Annotated in this window: 19 protein-coding genes; 10 read left to right on the top strand and 9 right to left on the bottom strand. The window is 41.9% G+C overall.

All coding sequences use genetic code 11. The features are described from left to right. The first annotated feature begins 173 nt into the window (after positions 1-173). On the top strand, positions 174-1,226 hold the full coding sequence (locus tag V2H77_RS13125) for an Abi family protein (protein WP_341499153.1): 1,053 nt from the start codon (positions 174-176) through the stop codon (positions 1,224-1,226). A 308-nt stretch (positions 1,227-1,534) separates the two neighbouring features. Here V2H77_RS13125 and pgl read toward each other — a convergent pair whose 3' ends face one another. Beyond that, positions 1,535-2,521 carry a 6-phosphogluconolactonase gene (pgl, locus tag V2H77_RS13120; protein ID WP_341499152.1) on the bottom strand — a complete coding sequence of 329 codons (987 nt, stop codon included), beginning with the start codon at positions 2,519-2,521 and terminating at the stop codon, positions 1,535-1,537. A 108-nt stretch (positions 2,522-2,629) separates the two neighbouring features. On the opposite strand from pgl, the gene V2H77_RS13115 reads away from it, so the two are divergent. Then, positions 2,630-3,448, top strand: coding sequence for a pyridoxal phosphatase (locus V2H77_RS13115; RefSeq protein WP_341499151.1), 819 nt, complete (start codon positions 2,630-2,632; stop codon positions 3,446-3,448). A 195-nt stretch (positions 3,449-3,643) separates the two neighbouring features. Here V2H77_RS13115 and modC read toward each other — a convergent pair whose 3' ends face one another. From modC to V2H77_RS13095, 4 genes are all read right to left on the bottom strand, one after another. Continuing rightward, a complete protein-coding gene (gene modC / locus V2H77_RS13110) occupies positions 3,644-4,708 on the bottom strand; it encodes a molybdenum ABC transporter ATP-binding protein ModC (protein ID WP_341499175.1) in 1,065 nt (354 codons plus the stop codon). After that, on the bottom strand, positions 4,702-5,394 hold the full coding sequence (modB, locus tag V2H77_RS13105; protein ID WP_341499150.1) for a molybdate ABC transporter permease subunit: 693 nt from the start codon (positions 5,392-5,394) through the stop codon (positions 4,702-4,704). The genes modC and modB overlap by 7 nt, the downstream gene beginning before the upstream one ends. 17 nt (positions 5,395-5,411) lie before the next feature. Beyond that, complete coding sequence (gene modA / locus V2H77_RS13100) at positions 5,412-6,182, bottom strand: molybdate ABC transporter substrate-binding protein (RefSeq protein WP_341499149.1); 771 nt, start codon at positions 6,180-6,182, stop codon at positions 5,412-5,414. A gap of 248 nt (positions 6,183-6,430) precedes the next feature. Continuing rightward, complete coding sequence (locus tag V2H77_RS13095) at positions 6,431-6,565, bottom strand: AcrZ family multidrug efflux pump-associated protein (RefSeq protein ID WP_074525014.1); 135 nt, start codon at positions 6,563-6,565, stop codon at positions 6,431-6,433. Positions 6,566-6,749: 184 nt separating this feature from the next. On the opposite strand from V2H77_RS13095, the gene modE reads away from it, so the two are divergent. The 5 genes from modE (at position 6,750) to V2H77_RS13070 (ending at position 14,565) form a co-directional block, all read left to right on the top strand. Beyond that, positions 6,750-7,541 carry a molybdenum-dependent transcriptional regulator gene (gene modE, locus V2H77_RS13090; protein WP_341499148.1) on the top strand — a complete coding sequence of 264 codons (792 nt, stop codon included), beginning with the start codon at positions 6,750-6,752 and terminating at the stop codon, positions 7,539-7,541. A gap of 176 nt (positions 7,542-7,717) precedes the next feature. Further along, positions 7,718-9,193 carry a molybdate ABC transporter ATP-binding protein ModF gene (modF, locus tag V2H77_RS13085; protein ID WP_341499147.1) on the top strand — a complete coding sequence of 492 codons (1,476 nt, stop codon included), beginning with the start codon at positions 7,718-7,720 and terminating at the stop codon, positions 9,191-9,193. 462 nt (positions 9,194-9,655) lie between these two features. Continuing rightward, on the top strand, positions 9,656-9,985 hold the full coding sequence (locus tag V2H77_RS13080) for a hypothetical protein (protein WP_088372413.1): 330 nt from the start codon (positions 9,656-9,658) through the stop codon (positions 9,983-9,985). A 431-nt stretch (positions 9,986-10,416) separates the two neighbouring features. Continuing rightward, a complete protein-coding gene (locus V2H77_RS13075) occupies positions 10,417-13,884 on the top strand; it encodes a hypothetical protein (protein WP_341499146.1) in 3,468 nt (1,155 codons plus the stop codon). A gap of 45 nt (positions 13,885-13,929) precedes the next feature. Beyond that, complete coding sequence (locus tag V2H77_RS13070; protein ID WP_341499145.1) at positions 13,930-14,565, top strand: hypothetical protein; 636 nt, start codon at positions 13,930-13,932, stop codon at positions 14,563-14,565. A 429-nt stretch (positions 14,566-14,994) separates the two neighbouring features. Here V2H77_RS13070 and V2H77_RS13065 read toward each other — a convergent pair whose 3' ends face one another. Further along, positions 14,995-16,164, bottom strand: a complete 1,170-nt coding sequence (locus V2H77_RS13065) for an RNA-guided endonuclease InsQ/TnpB family protein (RefSeq protein WP_341499144.1) — start codon at positions 16,162-16,164, stop codon at positions 14,995-14,997. Between the two features lie 41 nt (positions 16,165-16,205). On the opposite strand from V2H77_RS13065, the gene tnpA reads away from it, so the two are divergent. The 3 genes from tnpA to gpmA all read left to right on the top strand — a co-directional run bounded on the left by tnpA (position 16,206) and on the right by gpmA (position 18,659). Then, positions 16,206-16,646 carry an IS200/IS605 family transposase gene (tnpA, locus tag V2H77_RS13060; protein WP_376712595.1) on the top strand — a complete coding sequence of 147 codons (441 nt, stop codon included), beginning with the start codon at positions 16,206-16,208 and terminating at the stop codon, positions 16,644-16,646. A 151-nt stretch (positions 16,647-16,797) separates the two neighbouring features. Beyond that, a complete protein-coding gene (locus V2H77_RS13055; protein WP_341499174.1) occupies positions 16,798-17,622 on the top strand; it encodes a CPBP family intramembrane glutamic endopeptidase in 825 nt (274 codons plus the stop codon). Positions 17,623-17,906: 284 nt separating this feature from the next. Beyond that, positions 17,907-18,659, top strand: a complete 753-nt coding sequence (gpmA, locus tag V2H77_RS13050; RefSeq protein ID WP_049583514.1) for a 2,3-diphosphoglycerate-dependent phosphoglycerate mutase — start codon at positions 17,907-17,909, stop codon at positions 18,657-18,659. Between the two features lie 96 nt (positions 18,660-18,755). On the opposite strand, the gene aroG is transcribed toward gpmA, so the two are convergent. From aroG to nadA, 3 genes are all read right to left on the bottom strand, one after another. Further along, positions 18,756-19,808, bottom strand: a complete 1,053-nt coding sequence (gene aroG, locus V2H77_RS13045; protein ID WP_341499143.1) for a 3-deoxy-7-phosphoheptulonate synthase AroG — start codon at positions 19,806-19,808, stop codon at positions 18,756-18,758. A 260-nt stretch (positions 19,809-20,068) separates the two neighbouring features. Further along, complete coding sequence (gene pnuC / locus V2H77_RS13040) at positions 20,069-20,794, bottom strand: nicotinamide riboside transporter PnuC (RefSeq protein WP_341499142.1); 726 nt, start codon at positions 20,792-20,794, stop codon at positions 20,069-20,071. A gap of 54 nt (positions 20,795-20,848) precedes the next feature. Then, positions 20,849-21,889 (bottom strand): quinolinate synthase NadA, encoded by a 1,041-nt coding sequence (gene nadA, locus V2H77_RS13035; protein ID WP_341499141.1) that lies wholly within the window; start codon positions 21,887-21,889, stop codon positions 20,849-20,851. Positions 21,890-22,077: the final 188 nt, after the last annotated feature.

Here is a 22,077-nt window from a genome sequence, read left to right as displayed (position 1 = left end):
TCTCCACACTCCGACCTTCGTAATGAGTAGGGGCGGGTGCTTACACAAGTAGAGTTACCTCTGGGCAAAGATTATCCAACAAATCATCAAAAGCGTCAATTCCTGTTTCACATAGAATGTAAATCAAACCTTAAGTAAGTATACTTGAGCAACCTTAAAGGAGGTAAACAACTATGACTATAACGACAATTATAGATTCACTATCAAATCACAGGTTTTCCACCTACCAGCTTCCTGTATTAGGAGGAATAACAAAAGAAGAATGCTTGGGTATTTATCTGTGGAACAAACAACTTGCCAGTGCTTTTTTCCCCGCGCTCCAAATTATCGAAGTCTCTCTACGTAATGCTATTTATCAAGGATATATCCGTTATGAAGAGATAAAAATAGAAAACACATTTAACCAAGAGCAATGGCAAATAGAAAAAAACAAGATTGATAAACTTTGGTTTATTAATGTTTTCACTCAACAAAATAATGCCGAAGCATATAGGAACATTTTGACAGCAACAAGACAACTACAAAAAGATGGGAAAACATTAACACCCGAAAACTATATTGCAAAACTCACATTGGGTTTCTGGATATCAATGGTAAATAATAGTTACGATATACAAAGAAATTCATATCTGACATTATGGCCTAAGCTTCGCGGATTGGTTTTCCCATATGCTCTAGATATACAGACCCAACGCCCTCTTTCTATTAATAGCATTGGCAACGAATTAAAAGAAATCAACAAAATTCGAAATCGATTATCACATCATGAACCTTTGTGGCGTTCTAAAAATGCATATCAAGTGGAACATATAATTAATAAAGTTGTTGAAAGCTATGAGAAATGCCTGAAGGTTATCAAATGGATCAACCCATCTAATTTAAAACTGTTATCTATTATTGAAAATAACATCAAGATGAGTGAATTATGCAATATTCATTCTCTTTGGAAAAATAAACAATTGTCTGCTGGGCTATCATCTTTACCAATAATAACAGGATGGGGTGATGAAAATAAACTAGATGCTACTCATATAGGAAAAATAATAAAAATCGTCGATACCCGATATGCTTTGATAAAAAGCCAAAAGGATAAAGCTATATTTTTTGCCAGCGCTAAGGATATGAAAAATGATATTCAAAACTATAGCACCGGAACACTAGTAAGATTTATCCCAGAAGCAAGTCCAAATCAGTATCCCAATGCAAAAAATGTTGAACAGGCTTAACTTCGTTAGCGTGGTTAATCATAAATGGTCGCAATAAATCATAGTAAGAAATTGTTTGCTAATTTATTTCTGTGTATATAACCTGACAAAAATAGCAATTTCAATACTCGAAAATTTATAGAAAACTTTTACTAGCAAGCTTCAAACTCAAATAACCAGAAAATTTTGCTAACGCATTTAGTACAACCGGGCAAGCACAGAAAACCATTTTTGCACCTGTCCGGTTGAATAACCGCAAAATTTAGCGGTTGTATTAACTCAAACTTGCTCTAACGATTACCGATTATTTACATGAACGTCTATCAGATTCACAAGGCCAGCACTGTAACCCACATTGGGCCTTTACCCACTGGATAACGCGTTAATTCAGTCAATTTACCGGTATATTTATCTACAGAAGAAACTGAAATATGGTCAGACTTTTGACCGGATGCAATTAAGTATTTTCCACTGTGATCAATAGCAAAACCGCGCGGCTGAGTTTCAGTTTTATAGTGCCCTGCCAACGTTAAATTAAAGCCATCTGGCGAAATAACAAAATGGCTGATCAAACTTGAAGTACGTTCACTGGTATAAAGGTGACGACCATCCGGTGTAATATGAATATCCGCAGACCAACGAACACCCGCTAAATCTGTCGGCAATGAATCAATCGTCTGAATAATCCGGTATTTTTCCCACTTGCGATAAACATCCACCGTAGCATCCAGTTCATTAATACAGTAAATCACCTGCTGATTCGGATGGAACGCCATATGGCGAGGACCCGCACCCATTGCCGTAGGGATTTCCTCAGCACGTTTTTCTGTCAGATAACCCTCTTCTGTCATCTCAAAAATACGGATGCGATCTTCTTTCAGACAAGGAACCAATAGTTGTTTATTATCCCAGTCAATATTAGCCGAATGCGGTGTTTGCAAGCCTGCAATAACCTGAACAGGTTCGCCCACAACCCCCTGTTCATCAATTAGGCTGACACTTAGATTGTTATAACTATAGGAGGCAGAAAACAGAAAGCGGCCCTGTTTATCGGTAGAGATATGAGTCGGGCTACCCGGTATTGATGAAATCCCCTGTTGTACCAGTTCCCCACTAGAGCCAATCTGGTAAGTGACAATACTGAATTGTGGCCGGATGCCAACATAAAGATGTTTACGATCCGGGCTAACCACCATTGGTTGTACTTCCCCCGGTACATCAACTGTCTGAATGAGTGATAACTCACCTTCACTATTCAAGTTCCAAACATGAATCTGACAACTGTTTGGACTCGCCGTATAAACCACTTGTTTCATCTTCACTCCTTAATTGGTTTTATCGGTTAAACTCACCGCACAATTGGTGTAGCTTTATTCAGTTCCAATGTAATATCCTTATATTATATATAGTTATGAGGCTAATTTATGTCATATCGCATCATTGCACTGGATCTGGATGGTACACTACTCGATCCTCAAAAAAATATCCTGTCAGAATCACTCATTGTACTAAATGAAGCACGTAAAGCTGGTATTAAGGTGCTGATTGCCACTGGACGTCATCATGTCGCTATCCACCCTTTTTATCAGGCTTTGCAACTCGATACTCCTGCCATCTGTTGTAATGGTACTTATCTGTATGATTACCATGAAAAGAAAGTATTAGCCTCAGATCCACTGTCATCTCAGGAAGCCATAAAAGTTCTCACCCATTTAAAAAACACAGATATTCACCGTCTGATGTATGTGGATGACGCCATGCTATACGAAGAACCGTATGACACAGTTCTCCGTACCATGAAATGGTCTGAAACCTTGCCTGAATCTCAACGCCCAACTATGCGACATGTTACTAGTTTTCAGCATGCCATTGATGAAGTACAGTCTATCTGGAAATTCGCCACCAGCTCTCCTGATTTAGTCAAGCTACGGGAAGTGACTGCACAAATCGAAAATGATACAGGTCTTTCGTGTGAATGGTCATGGTTCGATCAGGTGGATATTACCAAGAAAGGTAACAGTAAAGGGATGCGTTTGAAACAGTGGGTTGAATCACAGGGAATGAGCATGAAAGATGTCATCGCTTTTGGCGATAACTTTAATGACCTGAGCATGCTAAAAGCCGCCGGACTCGGTGTCGCTATGGGTAATAGTGGGGATGCCATTAAAGAGCAAGCCGATCTGGTGACGCTGGATAATACTCAGCCAGGTATTGCCGAAGTTATTTGCAAGTACGTTCTTTAATCGCTTGTCTGACAAAACCACCATCCGGGGAACCCTGCGATAGGCTCCCCGTTGTTATTTATATACCCGTCATCTTTCAAGTTGCCTCTTTGTTGGCTGCACTCGCTCACCCCGGTCACATAGTTTGCTATGCTCCCGGGGATTCGCTCCCTTGCCGTCGCGATGCATCTTGAAATCCATAGGGTATAGTAGAAATTACAGTTGTCGATGAAGAGAAACACTTTTTATCTGAGCATAAAGCCACTGCCCGGGCCGCAAATTAAGTTCATCTCTTGCCCACGGGGTGATCCTCGCCCATAAATAGTGACCACTCAGTGCCAATTTGACATCGACTTGCCCATTATCAGCAAAAAATTCAACCACTTTCACAGCCAGAATATTACGGATACTACTGCCGCGCGGAGGTTCCAGTATTAATGAAACATCTGAAGCATCTATTCTGATACGCAAATCGGTTCCCGGTTGAACATCAATTTTCGGCAACCATAAAGCCTGATCAGCGAGCGCTACCGCAGTCATTTCATAACGATTATGATGTTCAACCATCAAAACATTCAAAATGCTGCTAAGAGTATCTTTTTGTAACCAAAGACGTAATGCACTACTGGACCAAACTTCTTCCAATTTTCCTGTTGCTCTGACTTTTCCGTTATCCATGACCAGGACATTTTCTGCCAGACGAAGAATCTCATCCAGATTATGACTGACATACAAAATCGGGATATTAATCTCTTCAGACAGCCTTTCAAGATAAGGCAATAGTTCTCTTTTACGGGGGAGATCCAACGATGCCAACGGTTCATCCATTAACAACAGATCAGGCGCCGTCAATAAAGCACGACCGATAGCAACCCGCTGTTTTTCACCACCGGACAAGGTAAGAGGAAAACGGGATAATAAGTGCTCAATCCCTAGCAAACTAACAATGCTATCAAATTCTGGTTTCATCTCCGGCGACATCCCGTATTGAAGATTACCTTTTACTCGATAATGAGGAAAAAGCCGGGCATCCTGAAAAACATAACCTATACGACGTTGCTCTGGCGGCAAGCAGATACCTTTTTCAATATCGACCAGTACATGCTCATTAAGGGCAATCCGCCCTTTCTGTGGGCATATCAAACCAGCAATAACATTTATCAGTGACGTTTTCCCGGCGCCTGAAAGGCCAAAAATAGCGGTGATCCCCTCAGTGGGTAGCTCTGTATTGACCTGTAAATGAAGATCGCCAAGTTGTTGCTCAAAATCCAGCTCTAACATGTTGCTCCCAAACGTTTTCTTCCCCAACGGGTTAACCATTCAGAAACCATCAGTGATATCAACGCCAGAATAATGGCGATGATACACAAACGAGCCGCGGCAGTTTCTGCTCCAGGCGTTTCAATCAAGGTATACATTGCCAAAGGGATCGTCCGCGTTTCACCTGGAATATTGGACACAAAAGTGATGGTTGCGCCAAATTCACCCAATGAACGGGCAAATGCCAAAACAGTACCTACAATGACTCCAGGCAAAGAGAGCGGCAATGTGATAGTAAAAAATACCTTAAACGGATTCGCGCCCAACGTCCGAGCAGCTTGCTCCAGCCGCCGATCAACACTTTCCAGCGCCAGACGTATCGCCCTAACCATCAACGGAAAAGCAACAATAGCAGAAGCCAATGCAGCGCCACGCCAACTAAATGCAAAGCTGATCCCAAACCAGTCATATAACCATTCACCGATAAAGCCCCGGCGTCCCATACTGATCAACAGCAAATAACCCACTACCACTGGCGGTAACACCAGCGGCAGATGGATGATACTGTCGAGTAATGATTTACCGGGAAACCGGAAACGAGCAAGAATCCACGCCATCAAGATCCCAAATGGCAGACTAAGTAATACCGCCATACCTGAAACTTTCAGACTCAGGATGATGGCTTGCCATTCGTATTCACTCAACATAACCAAAAAGTCTATTCCTAAAGTGGGTGAAAACCGTAACGTTTAAAAATGGCAACGGCTTCGGGGGTTTTCAAATATTCATAAAAATTGATAACGGTGGGATTACTATGGTCTTTGATTATCGCCATTGGGTATTCAATAGGCTTGTGGCTCTCCTCTGGGAAGATCCCCACCACTTTGACTTTATCACTCGCAATGGCATCTGAACCATAAACGATACCCAACGGAACTTCAGCGCGTTCCACCAGCGCCAGACCACTGCGCACATTACTGGTACGCGCCAACAGAGGATTAACCGTCTCCCATGCTCCCAAATATTGCAGAGACTCTTTAGCGTAAATACCCACAGGAACATGATCTGGATCGCCAACCGCAAGACGACCGCCTTCTAACAAGGATTTCCATTTAGTTTCTTTATTAATGTCAACTTTATTGAGTTTACTCGCCTTCGGCGCAATCAGAACCAGTTGATTTCCCAGCATAGTTAACCGAGTTTCATCAATAATCAGTTTCTTCCCGGCAACATAATCCATCCACTGTTGATCAGCCGAAATAAAAATATCTGCCGGCGCACCTTGCTCAATTTGGCGAGCCAAAGTGGAAGATGAAGCATAAGAAGCTATCACTTCACCTTTTGTCTTTTGCTTATACTGTAGCGCAATATCATCAAGTGCATTAGTCAACGAGGCAGCAGCGAATAACGTGACTTTTTCCGTAGCCCACGCTTGCCACGTCAAAGCAAAAGAAACGACAACGCCGACTAGCAGTTTGCCAAAACTCTTTTTCATTTGTTTTCCACCTGTTTCTTACCCATTAGTTCGTTGTGTATAACAAGATATAGCGCTAAATGGAAGAGTGTTCCAATATTAATCGGCAAATTGTGAGCAACTTTTACTATCTAATTTAATTCGAATTAAAATACTGTAATAGAAAAACCAAATGAATAAAATGGAAATGATTATAATTAATTAAGACAAATTACCCGGTTAATTACCGGGTAATCAGAATAGCATCTGGTGTAAAAAAAATATTAATTTTACTTTTCAGAACGGCCAATACGGGAAACGATATTAAACAGCTCCCCAAGACCATAAATTAAACCTAAAATTCCGACCATCACCACCGGTACCATAACCAGGGCAAAAGCCATACTTTTAATCAACTCAAACATGGCAGCCTCACATAGTGGCTCATTTAATGAGCCAGAAACATAACACATTTTTAACTATAGCGGGTAATACCGCTATAATTAGTACTATTCTAGACAAAAGACAAACAACAGTAACCGGCTAAACGTGCGTTTTCCCGAGTTATCCAATAAAAATTTACGATTATATTCCCTGAAAAAAACTATTATGCAAGCCGAAATTCTATTGACACTGAAATTACAGCAACGGTTATTCGCAGATCCACGGCGAATATTATTACTTAAACAGATTAAAGTAACGGGCTCCATCAGCCAAGGGGCAAAACTGGCGGGGATCAGCTATAAAAGCGCCTGGGATGCTATTAACGAAATGAATCAGTTAGCAGATGAAATAGTGGTGGACCGTGCTACAGGTGGTAAAGGAGGCGGCGGGGCAAATCTTACCCATTATGGCGAACGTCTGTTGCAACTTTACGATCTACTGACACAAATTCAGCAAAAAGCCTTTGATGTGCTAAAAGATGACCAACTTCCTCTCGATAGCCTGTTAGCTGCCATTTCCCGGTTTTCTCTGCAAACCAGCGCCCGTAACCAATTCTTTGGCACAATTACTGACCGTGACCATAATCCGGTACAGCAACATGTCCGCATATTGCTGGCAGATGGTCAAACATCACTGAACGCAGCATTAACAGAACAAAGCGCTAATCGTCTCGACTTGGTAGAAGGTAAGGAGGTATTGGCGCTCATTAAAGCACCTTGGGTAAAACTCACTAAAGAGCCGTTTTCTAGCGGTCATTTTGACAATACTCTGACAGGACAGATCAGTAAAATTGAAACAGGCGAAGAGAACACTGAAATTATTATTGCCCTTGATGGCGGGGCAATCCTCTGCTCTACTCTACCTAATCAAGAAGCAAACGACCTGAAACTACATCCTGGAGATAAAATCACTGCACTTTTTAATGCTGACCAGATAATTATTGCAACTCTGTGTTAAGAATTGCCGCCATTATCACTGAACGACTCATAATATCAGGGAATATCATGACATTACGTACCTCACACATTCCCTAATGTCCAATATTAAATGTTAATTAAAAGTTAATATTGACATTCTGCGGCATTCCGCTTATTTGTGGGAAGATGTTTGCGTTGCTTAAAAAGGAATAAAAGATGTCTGAATTGCAAATAACGCAAGGCTGTTTCCGTTTAAGTGCTACTCGTACCTTGCAGTTATCATCACTAAAAATAGCCTCCGGCGAAAATTGGGCTTTTATTGGCGCTAATGGTAGCGGAAAATCATCATTGGCCCGCGCACTTTCAAATGAACTAGTCCTACTTTCCGGCGAACGAAATTGCTCATTTCACCGGTGCGCCCGCGTCTCTCAAGAACAATTACAAAAACTGACGGAAGAAGAATGGCAACGCAATAATACTGATATGCTCAGTGATGATGAAGATGATACCGGCCGCACTGCGGCAGAAATCATCCAGCTTTATCATAAAGATAATGAACTTTGCCTGGAACTGGCAAAACAGTTCGGTATTATGGATTTACTTTCCCGTCGTTTTAAATATCTTTCTACCGGTGAAACCCACAAGACACTGCTTTGCCAGGCATTGATGACTTCACCTGATTTGTTGATCCTTGATGAACCTTTCAATGGCCTTGATCTATTCGCCCGTGGTCAACTCGCTGAATTACTGGAAAAATTATCATCAAAAGGAATCGTTCTAGTACTTATCCTTAACCGGTTCAGTGAAATCCCAGATTTTGTTAATCAGATTGGCGTATTAGCGGACTGCCAGCTAACGTCTGTTGGCATCAAAGAAAAAGTGATGGCAGATTCACTGGTGGCTCAACTGGCTCACAGTGAAAAATTGGGCGGTATTCATTTACCTGAAACAGATGAATTTCCTGTCGATGATAAGCTACCATCCGATCAACCGCTGATTATCCTACGTAACGGTGTCGTTCAATATAATGATCAGCCAATTTTGCATGGACTAGATTGGCAAGTGAATTCAGGTGAACATTGGCAAATTATTGGCCCAAATGGTGCTGGAAAATCAACGCTTTTGAGTCTGATTACCGGAGATCATCCTCAAGGCTACAGTAATGAGCTGATCCTTTTTGGTCGCCAACGCGGTAGTGGCGAAACGATTTGGGATATCAAACGTCATATAGGTTATGTCAGCAACAGTATTCATCTGGAATATCGTGTCAGTATCAGCGTTCGTAATGTGATTCTATCCGGTTTCTTCGATTCAATTGGTCTTTACCAGACAGTATCAGATCGCCAACAGCAACTTGCTGATGAATGGCTGGCTTTACTGGGATTATCTGCTCAGATTGCCAACGGCCCCTTTCACAGCCTTTCATGGGGGCAACAACGGCTTGTTCTGATAGCTCGCGCACTGGTTAAACATCCGGCTTTATTGATCCTTGATGAGCCTCTGCAAGGGCTTGATCCACTTAACCGTCAGTTAATATTACGTTTCATTGATATCATGATTGCTGACGGTGATACCCAGCTCCTGTTTGTTTCTCACCATCAGGAAGATGCGCCGCAATGCATTACTCACCGGCTGATATTTATTTCTGATGGTGACATATATCGTTATAAAACAGAAAGAATCAATAACTAAAGTATTAAAATAAGATTAATACTGCAACAAAAGCCAGTATTGCAAAGTATGTTTATGTCAATCTAGTAGCAATACACATGCAAGCATGCTGGCTTTATTTATTCGTAACAATTATAGCGTGTCAAAAAAGTTAGGTAACATAAAGATATCACCGTTAATCTTTTCTACGTAAAATAATTCAATTTTAAAAATAATATATTTAAATATAAGAATATTAATTTCATATAGCCAAAAACAATAAAAACAACCCCGCAATCATTTATCTTTAAATTAAATTTAATTCATTCAACCATTCCATTTCACGATTACAATCATTATATAGATATTCATCACATTAATTAACTAGATTACTTAGTGAATTAGACTCCAGATTAAACTATTATTATGCAGTAAAGTGACAAAATGTTTCCATCAGGCCAAAGATGGATTCTCTGCTATTATATGCCAATTAGGAGAATAACAATGAGCGGTCTAAGCGCAGTCATATCAGTCAAACTTAAACTTGGTAAAGACAGTTATAACGTTGATTTAAATATTCCATCGGCAACCCCGGCTCCAGAAGCGCCTTTTCTTTTTAGTGTAGTTTCACCCGAAAAAGATGGACAACCTGCAAATACTTTATTAGAAGTCGCTATCGGTAATTCAGAACATATCTATATTGCCGTTGCGCCACCAGGTTCATTATTGAAAGAAACCGGTGTTGATAAGGTAGTGGAAAGTCTTAATGTTGTTGTTTCCGAGGGTAAATACAACAAAACAGACAAGAAGTTTGACCCAGAAACAAAATCCTAAATTATCCGCTCAATATTGACTATACCCTATGGATTTCAAGATGCGTCGCGACGGCAAGGGAGCGAATCCCCGGGAGCATAGCGAACTATGTGACCAAGGTGAGCGAGTGCGGCCAACAAAGAGGCAACTTGAAAGATAACGGATATATACCTAATAGATTTCAAGATGCATCGCGACGGCAAGGGAGCGAATCCCCGGGAGCATAGCAAACTATGTGACCGGGGTGAGTGAATGCAGCCAACAAAGAGGCAACTTGAAAGATAACGGATATATACCCAATAGATTTCAAGAAGCATAGCAAACTATGTGACCGGGGTGAGTGAGTGCAGCCAACAAAGAGGCAACTTGAAAGATGACGGGTATATAAGGCTATGCGTTTAGAAGCATAAATACATAGCCTTAGCGATACATTTTATTATCTGAGGTAAGATATGGGAACACGATTTGAGATTGAAGCCCATTTAGATTGGTGCAAAATATTTGATGGCGAAATGCGTAGCCCAATGCAATGCCAGCTTGCTTTATTCAATAGTTATTCTCTAATCTATATCGATATGACTGCAAAAAAAGCAGGAGCTGACAATCTCAATATCTTTAAATTACTCAACCATGCTTTTCATCTTAACTTACCTGAGAAAGAAGCCCCGCTATTAATACAGGATGCAGGTTTTTTTACTTTCTCCAATCATGCCAATCCACCAGAAGCAGAGAAACTGTGTAACATTTTTCCACAAATACCCTTACCAAAGTCAGTGACAGAAATGGAAACGCCGGTATCCCATAGTTGTACCTTCTGGCTAACCTTGCGTTTAAAAGGGAATTATTTATTTAACAGCTTAATTGAAGTTGGCGTTAAAAATGGCGATCTACCACAGGCAGACATCTCACTCAGTGGGCGTTTGGATCGGGGAATATCCGCAGGCGAATCAATTAAACAAAGTCGCTATACTGCCGTTCTTCCTGATTTCAAACTATTTAAGATTTTTGGTTTCAATAATTTAATACTGAAATATCAGTTTGATAATTACGCAAAATATGAAATAGCAGGTACTATCACATTAGATTTGTTCCAGAAAACGTATTGTTTTGACGGGGCTTTAAGGGCAGATGAAAAGCAAGTACAGGCATCTTTAAAAATCTGTCATAAAGGCTCAGAAAGCACTATTGAGCAGCCCTTTGACGGAAGAATGACTGGCGTCACATTTGATGACTTATCTTTTGGCATTGATTACACCTTTGCCGTGCCAGAAAAGAAACAACCTAAAGTTGGATTATATTGGGTAAAGGGAACAATTAATTATGCAAAACTACCCGCATTAAGTGGATATCTTTATTTTCTAGATAATACCCCCATACTGGCTTCAGTCGCTATTAATAAAGATTTATCGATACATGATATATTTGAGGCATCATTTGCTGGTCCCCTTTTTTCCTGGCCAAGTCATTTTATCGATATCGTTTTTCATCCGGGAAGCAACCTTTATTACCGGCGCGAAACAGATGGAGACATTAAACAGGAAAATACGATTATTTCCTCTTTAGCCGAAAAGTCTCTGTTATTAAATCAGGATATCACCGATTATCAACCAGGATTTCACCTCTATGCCCTGTTTGACATTACACTGATTGAAACTTTGAAGCTCAAAGGAGATATACAAATTACCAAAGAAGGCGTCAATGCAGAGATCCAGCTACTTAATCCAATTTCATTATTTGTACTGCAAATTACAGGTTTTGGACAGGAGCCCGGTCCAACCCTGTTTTTCTCTACCGTCAAGGAAAATAAATTCGGCTTTCGCTGTGGGCTGCTGTTTTTTAAACATGATTTTGGTTTAAATGTAGAAATATCAGGTATAAAAGAGAAAACTGGGGAATTAAAAATCAGTGGTTCATTGTCCTCAGACAAAATTTCTTCTCCGATATTACCCAGTTCAGCGAAATTAGGTTTTTCCTATAGCAAAAGCGCAGGATTTAAAATCACTGACTGGCCGGCATTTAATTTAGATAACAACCAGTTTATTAATTTTATCGAAGAATTAAAAAAATTCTCAAGCAGTAAAGGTTCCAATTGCGGCCAATTAACCCACTTTGTCAATGAGCATTTACTCACATCCCGGTTTTCTATTTCCCCGTCGTTCGATACTAAGACGGATAATTCCAGCCAGAATGACCAACTGTATTTTGTGTTAAACGGTAAGTACACCATGACAATGGCAGGAACGGATTTCGTTACTCTCTCCTTCCCAAAAACCGTAGAGTTTTTACTGCCAAACAACCTCTCTTTAGAGGAATTACCTAATGCTATCGGTGCAGCGCTGAAAAGCGCGGCTGAATCTTTCATTCAAGGGCTATTGGAAAATCGTGAAGCTATCGCCGCCTTTCTGACGTTGACAGCCGCCGAGAAAGCCGCTGATTACGCCATGACGTTACTGTGTGAGGGGCTAGTTGACGCCGCACTAACAGAAACAATCCAGAGCGGCGCAGAAGCTTTAGCCGCTGCCGGGGGCGTAGCTGCGGGAGCGGCTATCATCGGTAACATTATCAATAAAATTAAAGATGAAATTAACAGTAAACCAACGCCTCCCGATCCTCCCAAGCCTGCCGATCCCAAACCGCCTGAGAATTTATCAGCAACCTATGAGGATCGTAAGGCTAAATTCGCATGGGGCTATACGAAAAATGCTGACGGTTATCAGGTCAAATTAAAAGCGCCAAATAACGAAACGTTATTCAATAACAAACTAAATCACAAAGATAATTCAGTTATTTTACCTATCAGTCCGGAATTAGCCGCTGGCGTTTATACCTGGTCAGTCGCCGCCACCAGGCAAAACTTTACCAGCTCAGAAAATCAACTACAGCAGCATCGTCTGCCAATACCGGAGTTGAACATTAATTTAGAAACAAAATCCATTATTGAAAGAGAGATTAATCTTATATTGAAGTGGAATCTGATAACAGGCGCCAGTCACTATAACGTGCAAATCGAGGAAAATGGACAAATCGAAAACCGCTTAATTGTCGCTCCACAGAATTCAGCGGCTATTATTTTCGATAAGCTGAAACCTGCCGGGAAATATCGTTTTTCATTAGCAGCATTGAACAACCCCAATTATATTGCCAGCGAATTCTGTCAGGTTCAGCAATGGTCACGTCTGGATACTCCTCAGCAAATTCAGGCTAATTACCAATCTGGGGGCATAGAGATTCAATGGCAATGCTGTCCCGATATTACTCATTATTTACTCAACTTACTGGCTCCAAACAATTCATGGATACAACAAACTGTGAATTCCACAACTGGACGAGCCCATATCGCTTTACCACCGATCCCGATTGCAGGAACATATCAACTTTATTTAGCTAGCATGCCGGATACCACCGCAACATCAATCCCAAGTATCTGGAGTGATGGAGTGGCAATAGAGGTGGTGATAACACCAGAACAAATTGCGCAGTCGGCATATCAACAACAGATGAGTGGTCATGATTGCGGCAAACTGATAATTGAATCCTTGCCTGATCTCAAGGCGAATATACTAGCAGCAGCTATGGCAAAAGTAGGCTATATAGCAATAGAAACCGGGCAAGGATTAAAATCAGCCTACCCAGCCATCAACGCCAGCGAAATAACCGAAATACTACTGGCTATATATGGCAAAGCATTAACCCTAGAACAATTGGCTCAGAAAGCGTATGACGAACACCTATCCGGCAGTCAGTGCGGACAGACATTAATCACTCAATATCCTGCAACCCAAGCCAAAACATTAGGTCGCACTATGGCGCTGGCAGGTTATCCAGCAATAGAAACCGGGCAAGGATTAAAATCAGCCTATCCAGCCATCAGCGCCAGCGAAATAACAGCCGTCCTGCTAGAAATTTATGGTAGACGGTAATTGTATCGCGAGTTTATTTAGTCAACAGATATAAGGAGTATTGCTATGACTTTAGTCTCCAAAGAGATGTTAATGACTCCACTCTACCCCATTGATATTGCTGTTATTTTACGTGATCTTGACTTTCCTGCTAACGAGATTGCAGTTGCACTGCACAAGCACTTCCCAACGCTTCCTCCGCTAGACGTTGGTCAAATGTTGCTTGATCCTAAAGTGTATCCAGCGACAACTCGCCCAGAGTTAGTCACAGCCTTAAATGGAGCTGGCTTTCAAGCCCAAGAAGCTGAGTTAGCGGCCAATATTTTGTATCCAGTCACTGTGTCTGTACTTGCGAATAAACCTTGGCAGAATAGCGGTGTGACAGTCAATACAAGCCAGACAACCACCATTACCTATATCAGCGGCACATGGTCTTTTGACCCAAAGTACAACGATTGCCAGGCAGAGGGAGATAAGGCTCATATTGCCCAGGAAGATTACACGTTACCAGGCCAGCCAGTAGGCGCACTGGTAGGCCGTGTCGGTGAAAGCGTTTTTTTGATTAGTTGTGAAGCCAGTGTCCCGAGTGGGTTATCTGGTGAATTACAGCTTTGTATCAATGATGACTTAAAAGGGCGTTATGGTGCCGGATTAACAGATAATAAAGGTAAGCTGGAGGTTAAAATCAGTACACGAAAATAAGCGAATTTGTATTAGATCAAGCTCAACCTGACAGCCACCCATTGTTTATACAAGTGGCTGATCTGTTCAATATCTTAATAAAGCTTATTTTTCATACCCTATTGAATCAGATCTATACCCTATGGATTTCAAGATGCATCGCGACGGCAAGGGAGAGAATCCCCGGGAGCATAGCTAACTATGTGGCTGGCGTGACCGGGGTGAGCGAGTGCAGCCAACAAAGAAGCAACTTGAAAGATGACGGGTATAATAGTACATGTCGGTTATGAGCCTTACCAATAACACGGCTTTTTGTTGACCAAAAAAATAATTATCACCGCTGGATTTCTTCTCCGACCAGTGAAAAAAGCATCGCAATTTAATTATCATACATTATTATTTTTTGCTCAGTGACTGCTCCCCGCCGTAAACGGCGAGGCTTCCCACTTCTCAGGCCGCAACCGTCTGTGTGACGGATTTACGCTGGCCTCCGTGGGCAGAGACGACGAGTCCCGCCGCCTGTAATTCCTGTATGCCCTTGCGTTCGATGTTGATTGCCGCGTTGATATCGCGGTCATGCCCGACTCCACAAACAGGACATTGCCAGATACGCTTATTCAGGGGCATTTCCCGCATTTTATGACCACAGCAGTGACAGGTTTTCGAACTGGTGAACCATTGATCCAGTTTGACCAGATGCACGCCTTTCTCTGCTGCTTTGTATTCCAGTTTCGTGATAAATCCATGCCAGCCCGCATCGCCGATAGCGCGGGCCAGATGAGGGTTCTTCATCATGTTGGCCGATTTCAGCGTCTCCACGATTACCGCTTGGTTTTCGCCAACAATTGCGCGAGAGAGTTTGTGTTGAAAATCCGCACGGGCATTGGCTACCCGTTCGTGTACGGATGCAAGCCGCAGGCGGGCTTTGCGACGACGGGCTCTGCCCTTTTTCTTACGCGATAACGCTTTCTGCTTACGTCTCAGATTACGGCTGGCGTTGATAAGATGACGCGGGTTTGTCACCTTGTCACCGTTTGATTTGATCACATAATGGGAAAGCCCCATATCTAGCCCTGTCACGTTTGTTACCCGTGATGGTTTTGCCGGCGCTTTCGCACCGTCATCGCAGAGTATTGAGGCGTAGTATTTACCTGTTGCGGCGCGACTGATAGTGATACTTTTTACTTCGCCTGGAATCTTACGATGGATACGGGCTTCGACCGGAGATAACTTCGGGATTTTGATCGCGCTATCAAGTACCTTTACTCCCACGCAATGATAGCTCGATTGTTTGCCGTGCTTACTTTTGAAAGTCGGAAAACCTGCTTTCAGCTTTGGATTGAAGAAGTTATCAAACGCCGTATTTAGATTGATCACCGCCTGTTGCAACGCGATGGAATCATATTCTTTCAGCCACCCGTATTTTCGGGATTTTTTCGCGACGGCCAGTAACGGCTTGAGATCTTTACGCGGACTCAGGCTCACTCCGTCATACTTATACGCGTGTTTCTTGATGTGGAGAGCCTTGTTGTACGCAAAACGAACCGCCCCGAACTGGGCATTAAGATACTCAGCCTGTTCAGGTGTGGGATAGAGGCGTACTTTCGTGGCTCTTAACATCGTCAGCGCTCATTGTTATAATTTATATATTTTAACATGTTATGTGGGTATATCAATTGAGTCATCAACATGAAACATTGGAAGGGTTTCTTCGCAAAAGGCACAGTACCAGTCAGCTCATTGTGCATTTAATTTTTACGACAAAGTACCGTCGCAAGCTCTTTGACGGGCGCATGATTGAGCAGCTACGGGAAGCGTTCTTATCTTCTGCCGCAAAACTCCAGTGCGAAATCATCGACATGGACGGAGAGCCAGATCATGTACACCTTTTAGTTGCATACCCGCCAAAACTGTCAGTGAGTGTGATGGTCAACAATTTAAAGTCGGTATCATCGCGTTTACTGCGACAGCAGAACACACATTTACCAATGCAGAGCAAAACAGGGCTTTTGTGGTCAAGATCATACTTTGCCTGTAGTGCTGGAGGGGAGAATATTGAAACGTTGAGAGCTTATGTTCAGAGTCAGTCAACGCCTGATTGATCTTTAAAGCCCTGCGGGCTTTTCGCCCTATATCCCCTCCCGCATTGGGCGAGGGTTTACGGCGATTTTTGCTAAATAACATCCATCATCGATTTTTGGTCTGCTTTTCAGATCGTTTTTTAATTTGTTAAAAATAAAGGGAAATTATATGATTTGGGGTTTACTTGCTACATCACTAGCGTTATTAGCTATACACCGCACTACTGCACTTATTGTTCTACTGGCTGCGATTATTACCGGATTCGTCACGCAAACTCTGATCTATCCGGCAATCGCCACTATCGCGATTATTTTTTTGTTAGGTGCGCTACGTATCTATTTTCAACAAAATAACATCATTAAAATAACCACTGAACTGCTATTACTCGCCTTTGCAGCGGCATTATTTCTACATCTGCTCCCGGGTTTTAATAACTTGAAATATCTCGATAAAATTCAGGTAGGCCCTCATAGCGCCCCATTCTCACTCTATTTCAACTTTGACAAAGCACTCATTCCTTTTCTGTTGCTATGTTGCATGCCTGGCCTATTTACAACAAAACCACTAGCCAAAATTCAGCCTTATGCATGGATAATCTTAGCTATTGCTATTCCCGTCCTGTTGAGTATCGCAACAGCTCTTGGAGGACTAGCGGTTGAACTGCATATGCCACAATGGTTACCGATGTTTATATTGGCGAATATCTTCTTCGTTTCTCTGGCGGAAGAAGCGCTATTCCGAGGTTATATCCAGCAAAGATTGAGCCAGTGGATTAACCCCTATTTCGCCCTGATCATCACCGCTTTGATGTTTGGCGGCGCGCACTTTGTCGGTGGTCCACTATTGATGATTTTTGCCACACTTGCGGGATTAATATATGGGCTGGCATGGATGTGGAGTGGCCGTCTGTGGGTCGCTGTTGGGTTCCACTTCGCGCTCAATTTGGTTCACTTGCTGTTCTTTACTTACCCAATCAAGCTGGTAACCGTACTATAACGTGCCAAACTTGCCCGGTGTCTATTTCAGCAACCTGCAAGAAGTTCAGATCTTCAAGCAAATAAAGTTTGCAACAAGACTATATACCCAATGGATTTCAAGATGCATCGCGACGGCAAGGGAGCGAATCCCCGGGAGCATAGCGAACTATGTAACTGGGGTGAGTGAGCGCAGCCAACAAAGAGGCAACTTGAAAGATAACGGGTATAGATTGCGGTTCTGGCGCATAGAGCAATATAATGCGCTCAATTATCATTAAGTTTGATTTTTAAGGAGTTTAAGCTATGGCTGTCACTAAACTGGTTCTGGTAAGACATGGCGAAAGCGAGTGGAACAAAGAGAACCGTTTCACTGGCTGGACTGACGTCGCGTTATCTGAAAAAGGTCGCGCCGAAGCTCAACAAGCAGGGCAACTGTTGAAAGAAGAAGGCTTTGTTTTTGATTTTGCCTACACCTCCGTGCTAAAACGCGCTATCCATACGCTATGGAACATTCTGGATCAAGTTGATCAACAATGGTTGCCGGTTGAAAAAAGCTGGAAACTGAATGAACGTCATTATGGCGCGCTGCAAGGTCTGGATAAATCAGAAACCGCCGCTAAATACGGCGATGATCAAGTTAAACTGTGGCGTCGTGGTTTTGCTATCACTCCGCCAGATTTAACTAAAGATGATGAACGTTTCCCAGGCCATGATCCACGTTATGCGAATCTGAAACCAGAAGAGTTACCCGTGACTGAAAGCCTGGCAACGACTATTGAACGCGTGATCCCTTACTGGGAAGAAGTTATCAAACCGCGTGTTGCTCAAGGTGAAAAAGTGATTATCGCAGCACACGGTAATTCTTTGCGCGCGTTGGTTAAATATCTGGACGGTATGAGCGAAGAAGCTATTCTTGAGCTGAATATCCCAACAGCAGTACCTTTGGTTTATGAATTCGACGAAAACATGAAACCAATCAAGCATTACTATCTGGGTAACGCTGATGAAATCGCAGCAAAAGCCGCTGCGGTAGCCAACCAAGGTAAGGCAAAGTAATTTCCTTGCTATAAAAAATTGCTGACACCTTATTTTCCAGCAAACATAAAAAACCGGAGTTGTCGATTCCGGTTTTTTTACATTGGAAAAATGTTATCAGCCACGACGCGCTTTTATTGCCGACGACAATTGACGTAACAAAATTTCAGTGTCAGCCCAACCAATGCAAGCATCAGTAATACTTTTGCCATATACCAATGGCAGGCCGCTGTCCGGGTTCTGATTTCCCTCTTCCAAATGACTTTCTACCATGACACCAATAATCGCTTTCTCCCCAGCAATAAGCTGCCGACTCACATCTGAACACACATCCATCTGCTTTTTAAATTGCTTAGAACTATTAGCATGACTGAAATCAATCATAATCCTTGCCGGCAACCCGGCTTTTTCCAGGTCTTGCTTCACGGCAGCAACATGTTCAGAACTATAATTCGGCTCTTTACCACCACGCAGGATAATATGACAATCGTTGTTTCCGCTGGTATTCACAATCGCGGAATGTCCCCACTTAGTGACAGAAAGGAAACTATGAGGGGAACCTGCCGCATTAATCGCATCAATGGCGACTTTTATCGTACCATCGGTGCCATTTTTAAAACCAACCGGACAAGAAAGACCAGAAGCCAACTCACGATGGACCTGAGATTCCGTTGTACGAGCGCCAATTGCCCCCCAACTCATCAAATCGGCTAAATACTGTGGAGAAATCATATCCAGATATTCTCCCGCCGCCGGTAGTCCCATGTCATTAATATCCCGCAACAACTGACGAGCTAAACGCAAACCATCATTAATATCAAAACTGTGATTCATATGAGGGTCATTAATTAACCCTTTCCAGCCAATCGTTGTACGCGGTTTCTCAAAATAAACTCGCATGACAACCTCCAGATCCTCTTTCAGCTCCTCACGCAATTCATTCAGCCGTCCAGCATATTCCATTGCTGCTTTAGGATCATGAATAGAACATGGCCCAATCACAACCAACAGACGATCATCCTCCCCCGTCAGAATTTGATGAATCGTTTTGCGAGCCTTACGCACTGTAAATGCAGCCTTTTCAGTCGCTGGAAATTTTTCAAGTAGTGCCACAGGAGGTAATAATTCTTTTATCTCTTTAATTCTTATATCATCATTCTGATAATTCATAGCCCTCTCTCATCTAACATCTTTACATATTTAATTAAAACAATCTTGTGATTTTAATCTAACTGTTAGAAGCCAAACTGTAAATATTCTTTGTAGAGAATAAATAAATCAATGCTTAACTCAAGACATAGCAAGATATAGTCAAATGTGGTTAGCTCTATTCTTATGGTTGAAATATCTCTAGAAATGAGAATTATCAAAGTAAATACCTAAAAATATGCCAGAAATCGACAAAACAATTCTCTGGCATAATTAGGAAACTATTTCGTATGAGATAATGGCAAAGAATGGTTTTTCTTAGCTGCCTGAATCCACAAACGGGAGCCATTAAATGCAATACCCAAGAGAATCACATACTGCAACGACATTGCCAACACGCCTTGATGGAAATAGATAACAACGCTTATCACATTGATAACTATCCACACCAGCCAGTTTTCAACATATTTGCGGGTCATCAGAACCATTGCCACAATAGATAGCACCGTCATTGTTGAATCCCAGAATGGGAATGCATCAGGCTCCAACATTGGCATCTGAACATTAAAGCCAAATTTTTGCATAACCGTAACGGCAATCTGAGTCAGATAACCAAAGACCCGATCAATATTAAAAGTCATAATGGCAATCAATAGCACAGAAATCAGACTAATTATTACCGCCTTATTCAAACTTAACCAACGTATTTTAAGTTCAATCTGCTGCTGATCATTCACTCTGCTCCAAGCATACCAACCATAAATATTTGCCGCAAAGAAGAATAACTGCAACAATAAACTGGCATAAAGTTGAATTTGGAAGAAAATCACAGCAAATAATGTGACATTAATTAGTCCAAACAAATAGTTAATTATCTTCTCCTGACTGGCAAACCAAATACATAACAAACCGGCGATCGTACCTACTGCTTCAATCCACGATAAATCATATCCTCCCTTTCCCAGAGGTATATTGACTAATATATTGTTAATACTGAAAAAATCCATCTGTTATATCCTATTATTATCTACAATAAAATATTACTCTCATTATTCAATTTCCTATTTTAACTGAGTTGCAAAATCAAGCATCCTATTTAAAGGAATCAGCGCCTTTTCCCGCAATTCTTTTGCAACCAATATTTCATGCCGATCCCCTCCCCGTTCCAATCCCTGAACGATAGCTTGTAAGCCATTCATCGCCATCCACGGACAATGTGCACAACTACGGCAACTCGCCCCTTCTCCAGCCGTAGGGGCTTCAAATAGCTGCTTCTCAGGACATGCTTGCTGCATTTTATAAAAGATACCTTTATCTGTTGCCACAATCAGTTTCTGATGTGGCAAAGATTGCGCTGCTTTGATTAATTGACTGGTCGAACCAACAGCATCAGCCAGATCAATAACAGCTTGTGGCGATTCAGGATGAACCAATACCGCCGCATCGGGATGCAGACCTTTTATCCTTATCAAAGCCTGAGTTTTAAATTCATCATGAACAATACAAGCCCCCTGCCAACAAAGAATATCGGCGCCTGTTTGTTTACGGACATAATTCCCCAAGTGGCGATCGGGCGCCCAAATTATCTTTTTCCCCTGACTATCCAGATAATCGATCAATTCAACAGCAATACTCGAAGTCACAACCCAATCCGCTCGTGCTTTAACTGCTGCCGATGTATTTGCATAAACCACCACGGTACGATCAGGATTATCATCACAAAACTTGGTAAATTCTTTTTCAGGGCAACCAAGATCCAGCGAACACTCAGCTTCCAACGTTGGCATTAAAACACGCTTTTCAGGGTTGAGAATTTTGGCGGTTTCTCCCATAAATCGTACACCGGCAACTAATAAAGTAGAGGCTGGATGATTATTACCAAAACGCGCCATTTCCAATGAATCTGCAACACACCCGCCGGTCTCTTCAGCTAAAGCTTGGATCTCAGGATCAGTGTAATAATGTGCAACCATAACAGCATCCTGCTGTTTCAGAAGGCGTTTAATTTTTTCACGGTAATGTTCTTTTTCATCCTTACTGAGAAGAGCCGGTTTGGGTGGGAATGGATAAATGGTTGAATTAAAATCAATATACTGGTTCATTGTTCTGACTCTCTGTTTAGTATATGGTTTTAAAAAGCAAAATTTTTGGTTTTCAGACCGAAAAATCACTCAAATTTGTTTAATATACTAAACAAAATGGTCGATTTATAGCAATTTATCGCGAAATATTTTGTCTGCTATGGGATGGCTAAACAGAAGACAGAGGACAGAGAACAGAGAACAGAGAA

The sequence above is a fragment of the Photorhabdus sp. P32 genome (assembly GCF_038085095.1).
Taxonomy (GTDB): domain Bacteria; phylum Pseudomonadota; class Gammaproteobacteria; order Enterobacterales; family Enterobacteriaceae; genus Photorhabdus; species Photorhabdus luminescens.
The sequence above is the reverse complement of the archived record's forward strand: the minus strand, read 5'-3'. Positions and strand labels throughout refer to the sequence as shown.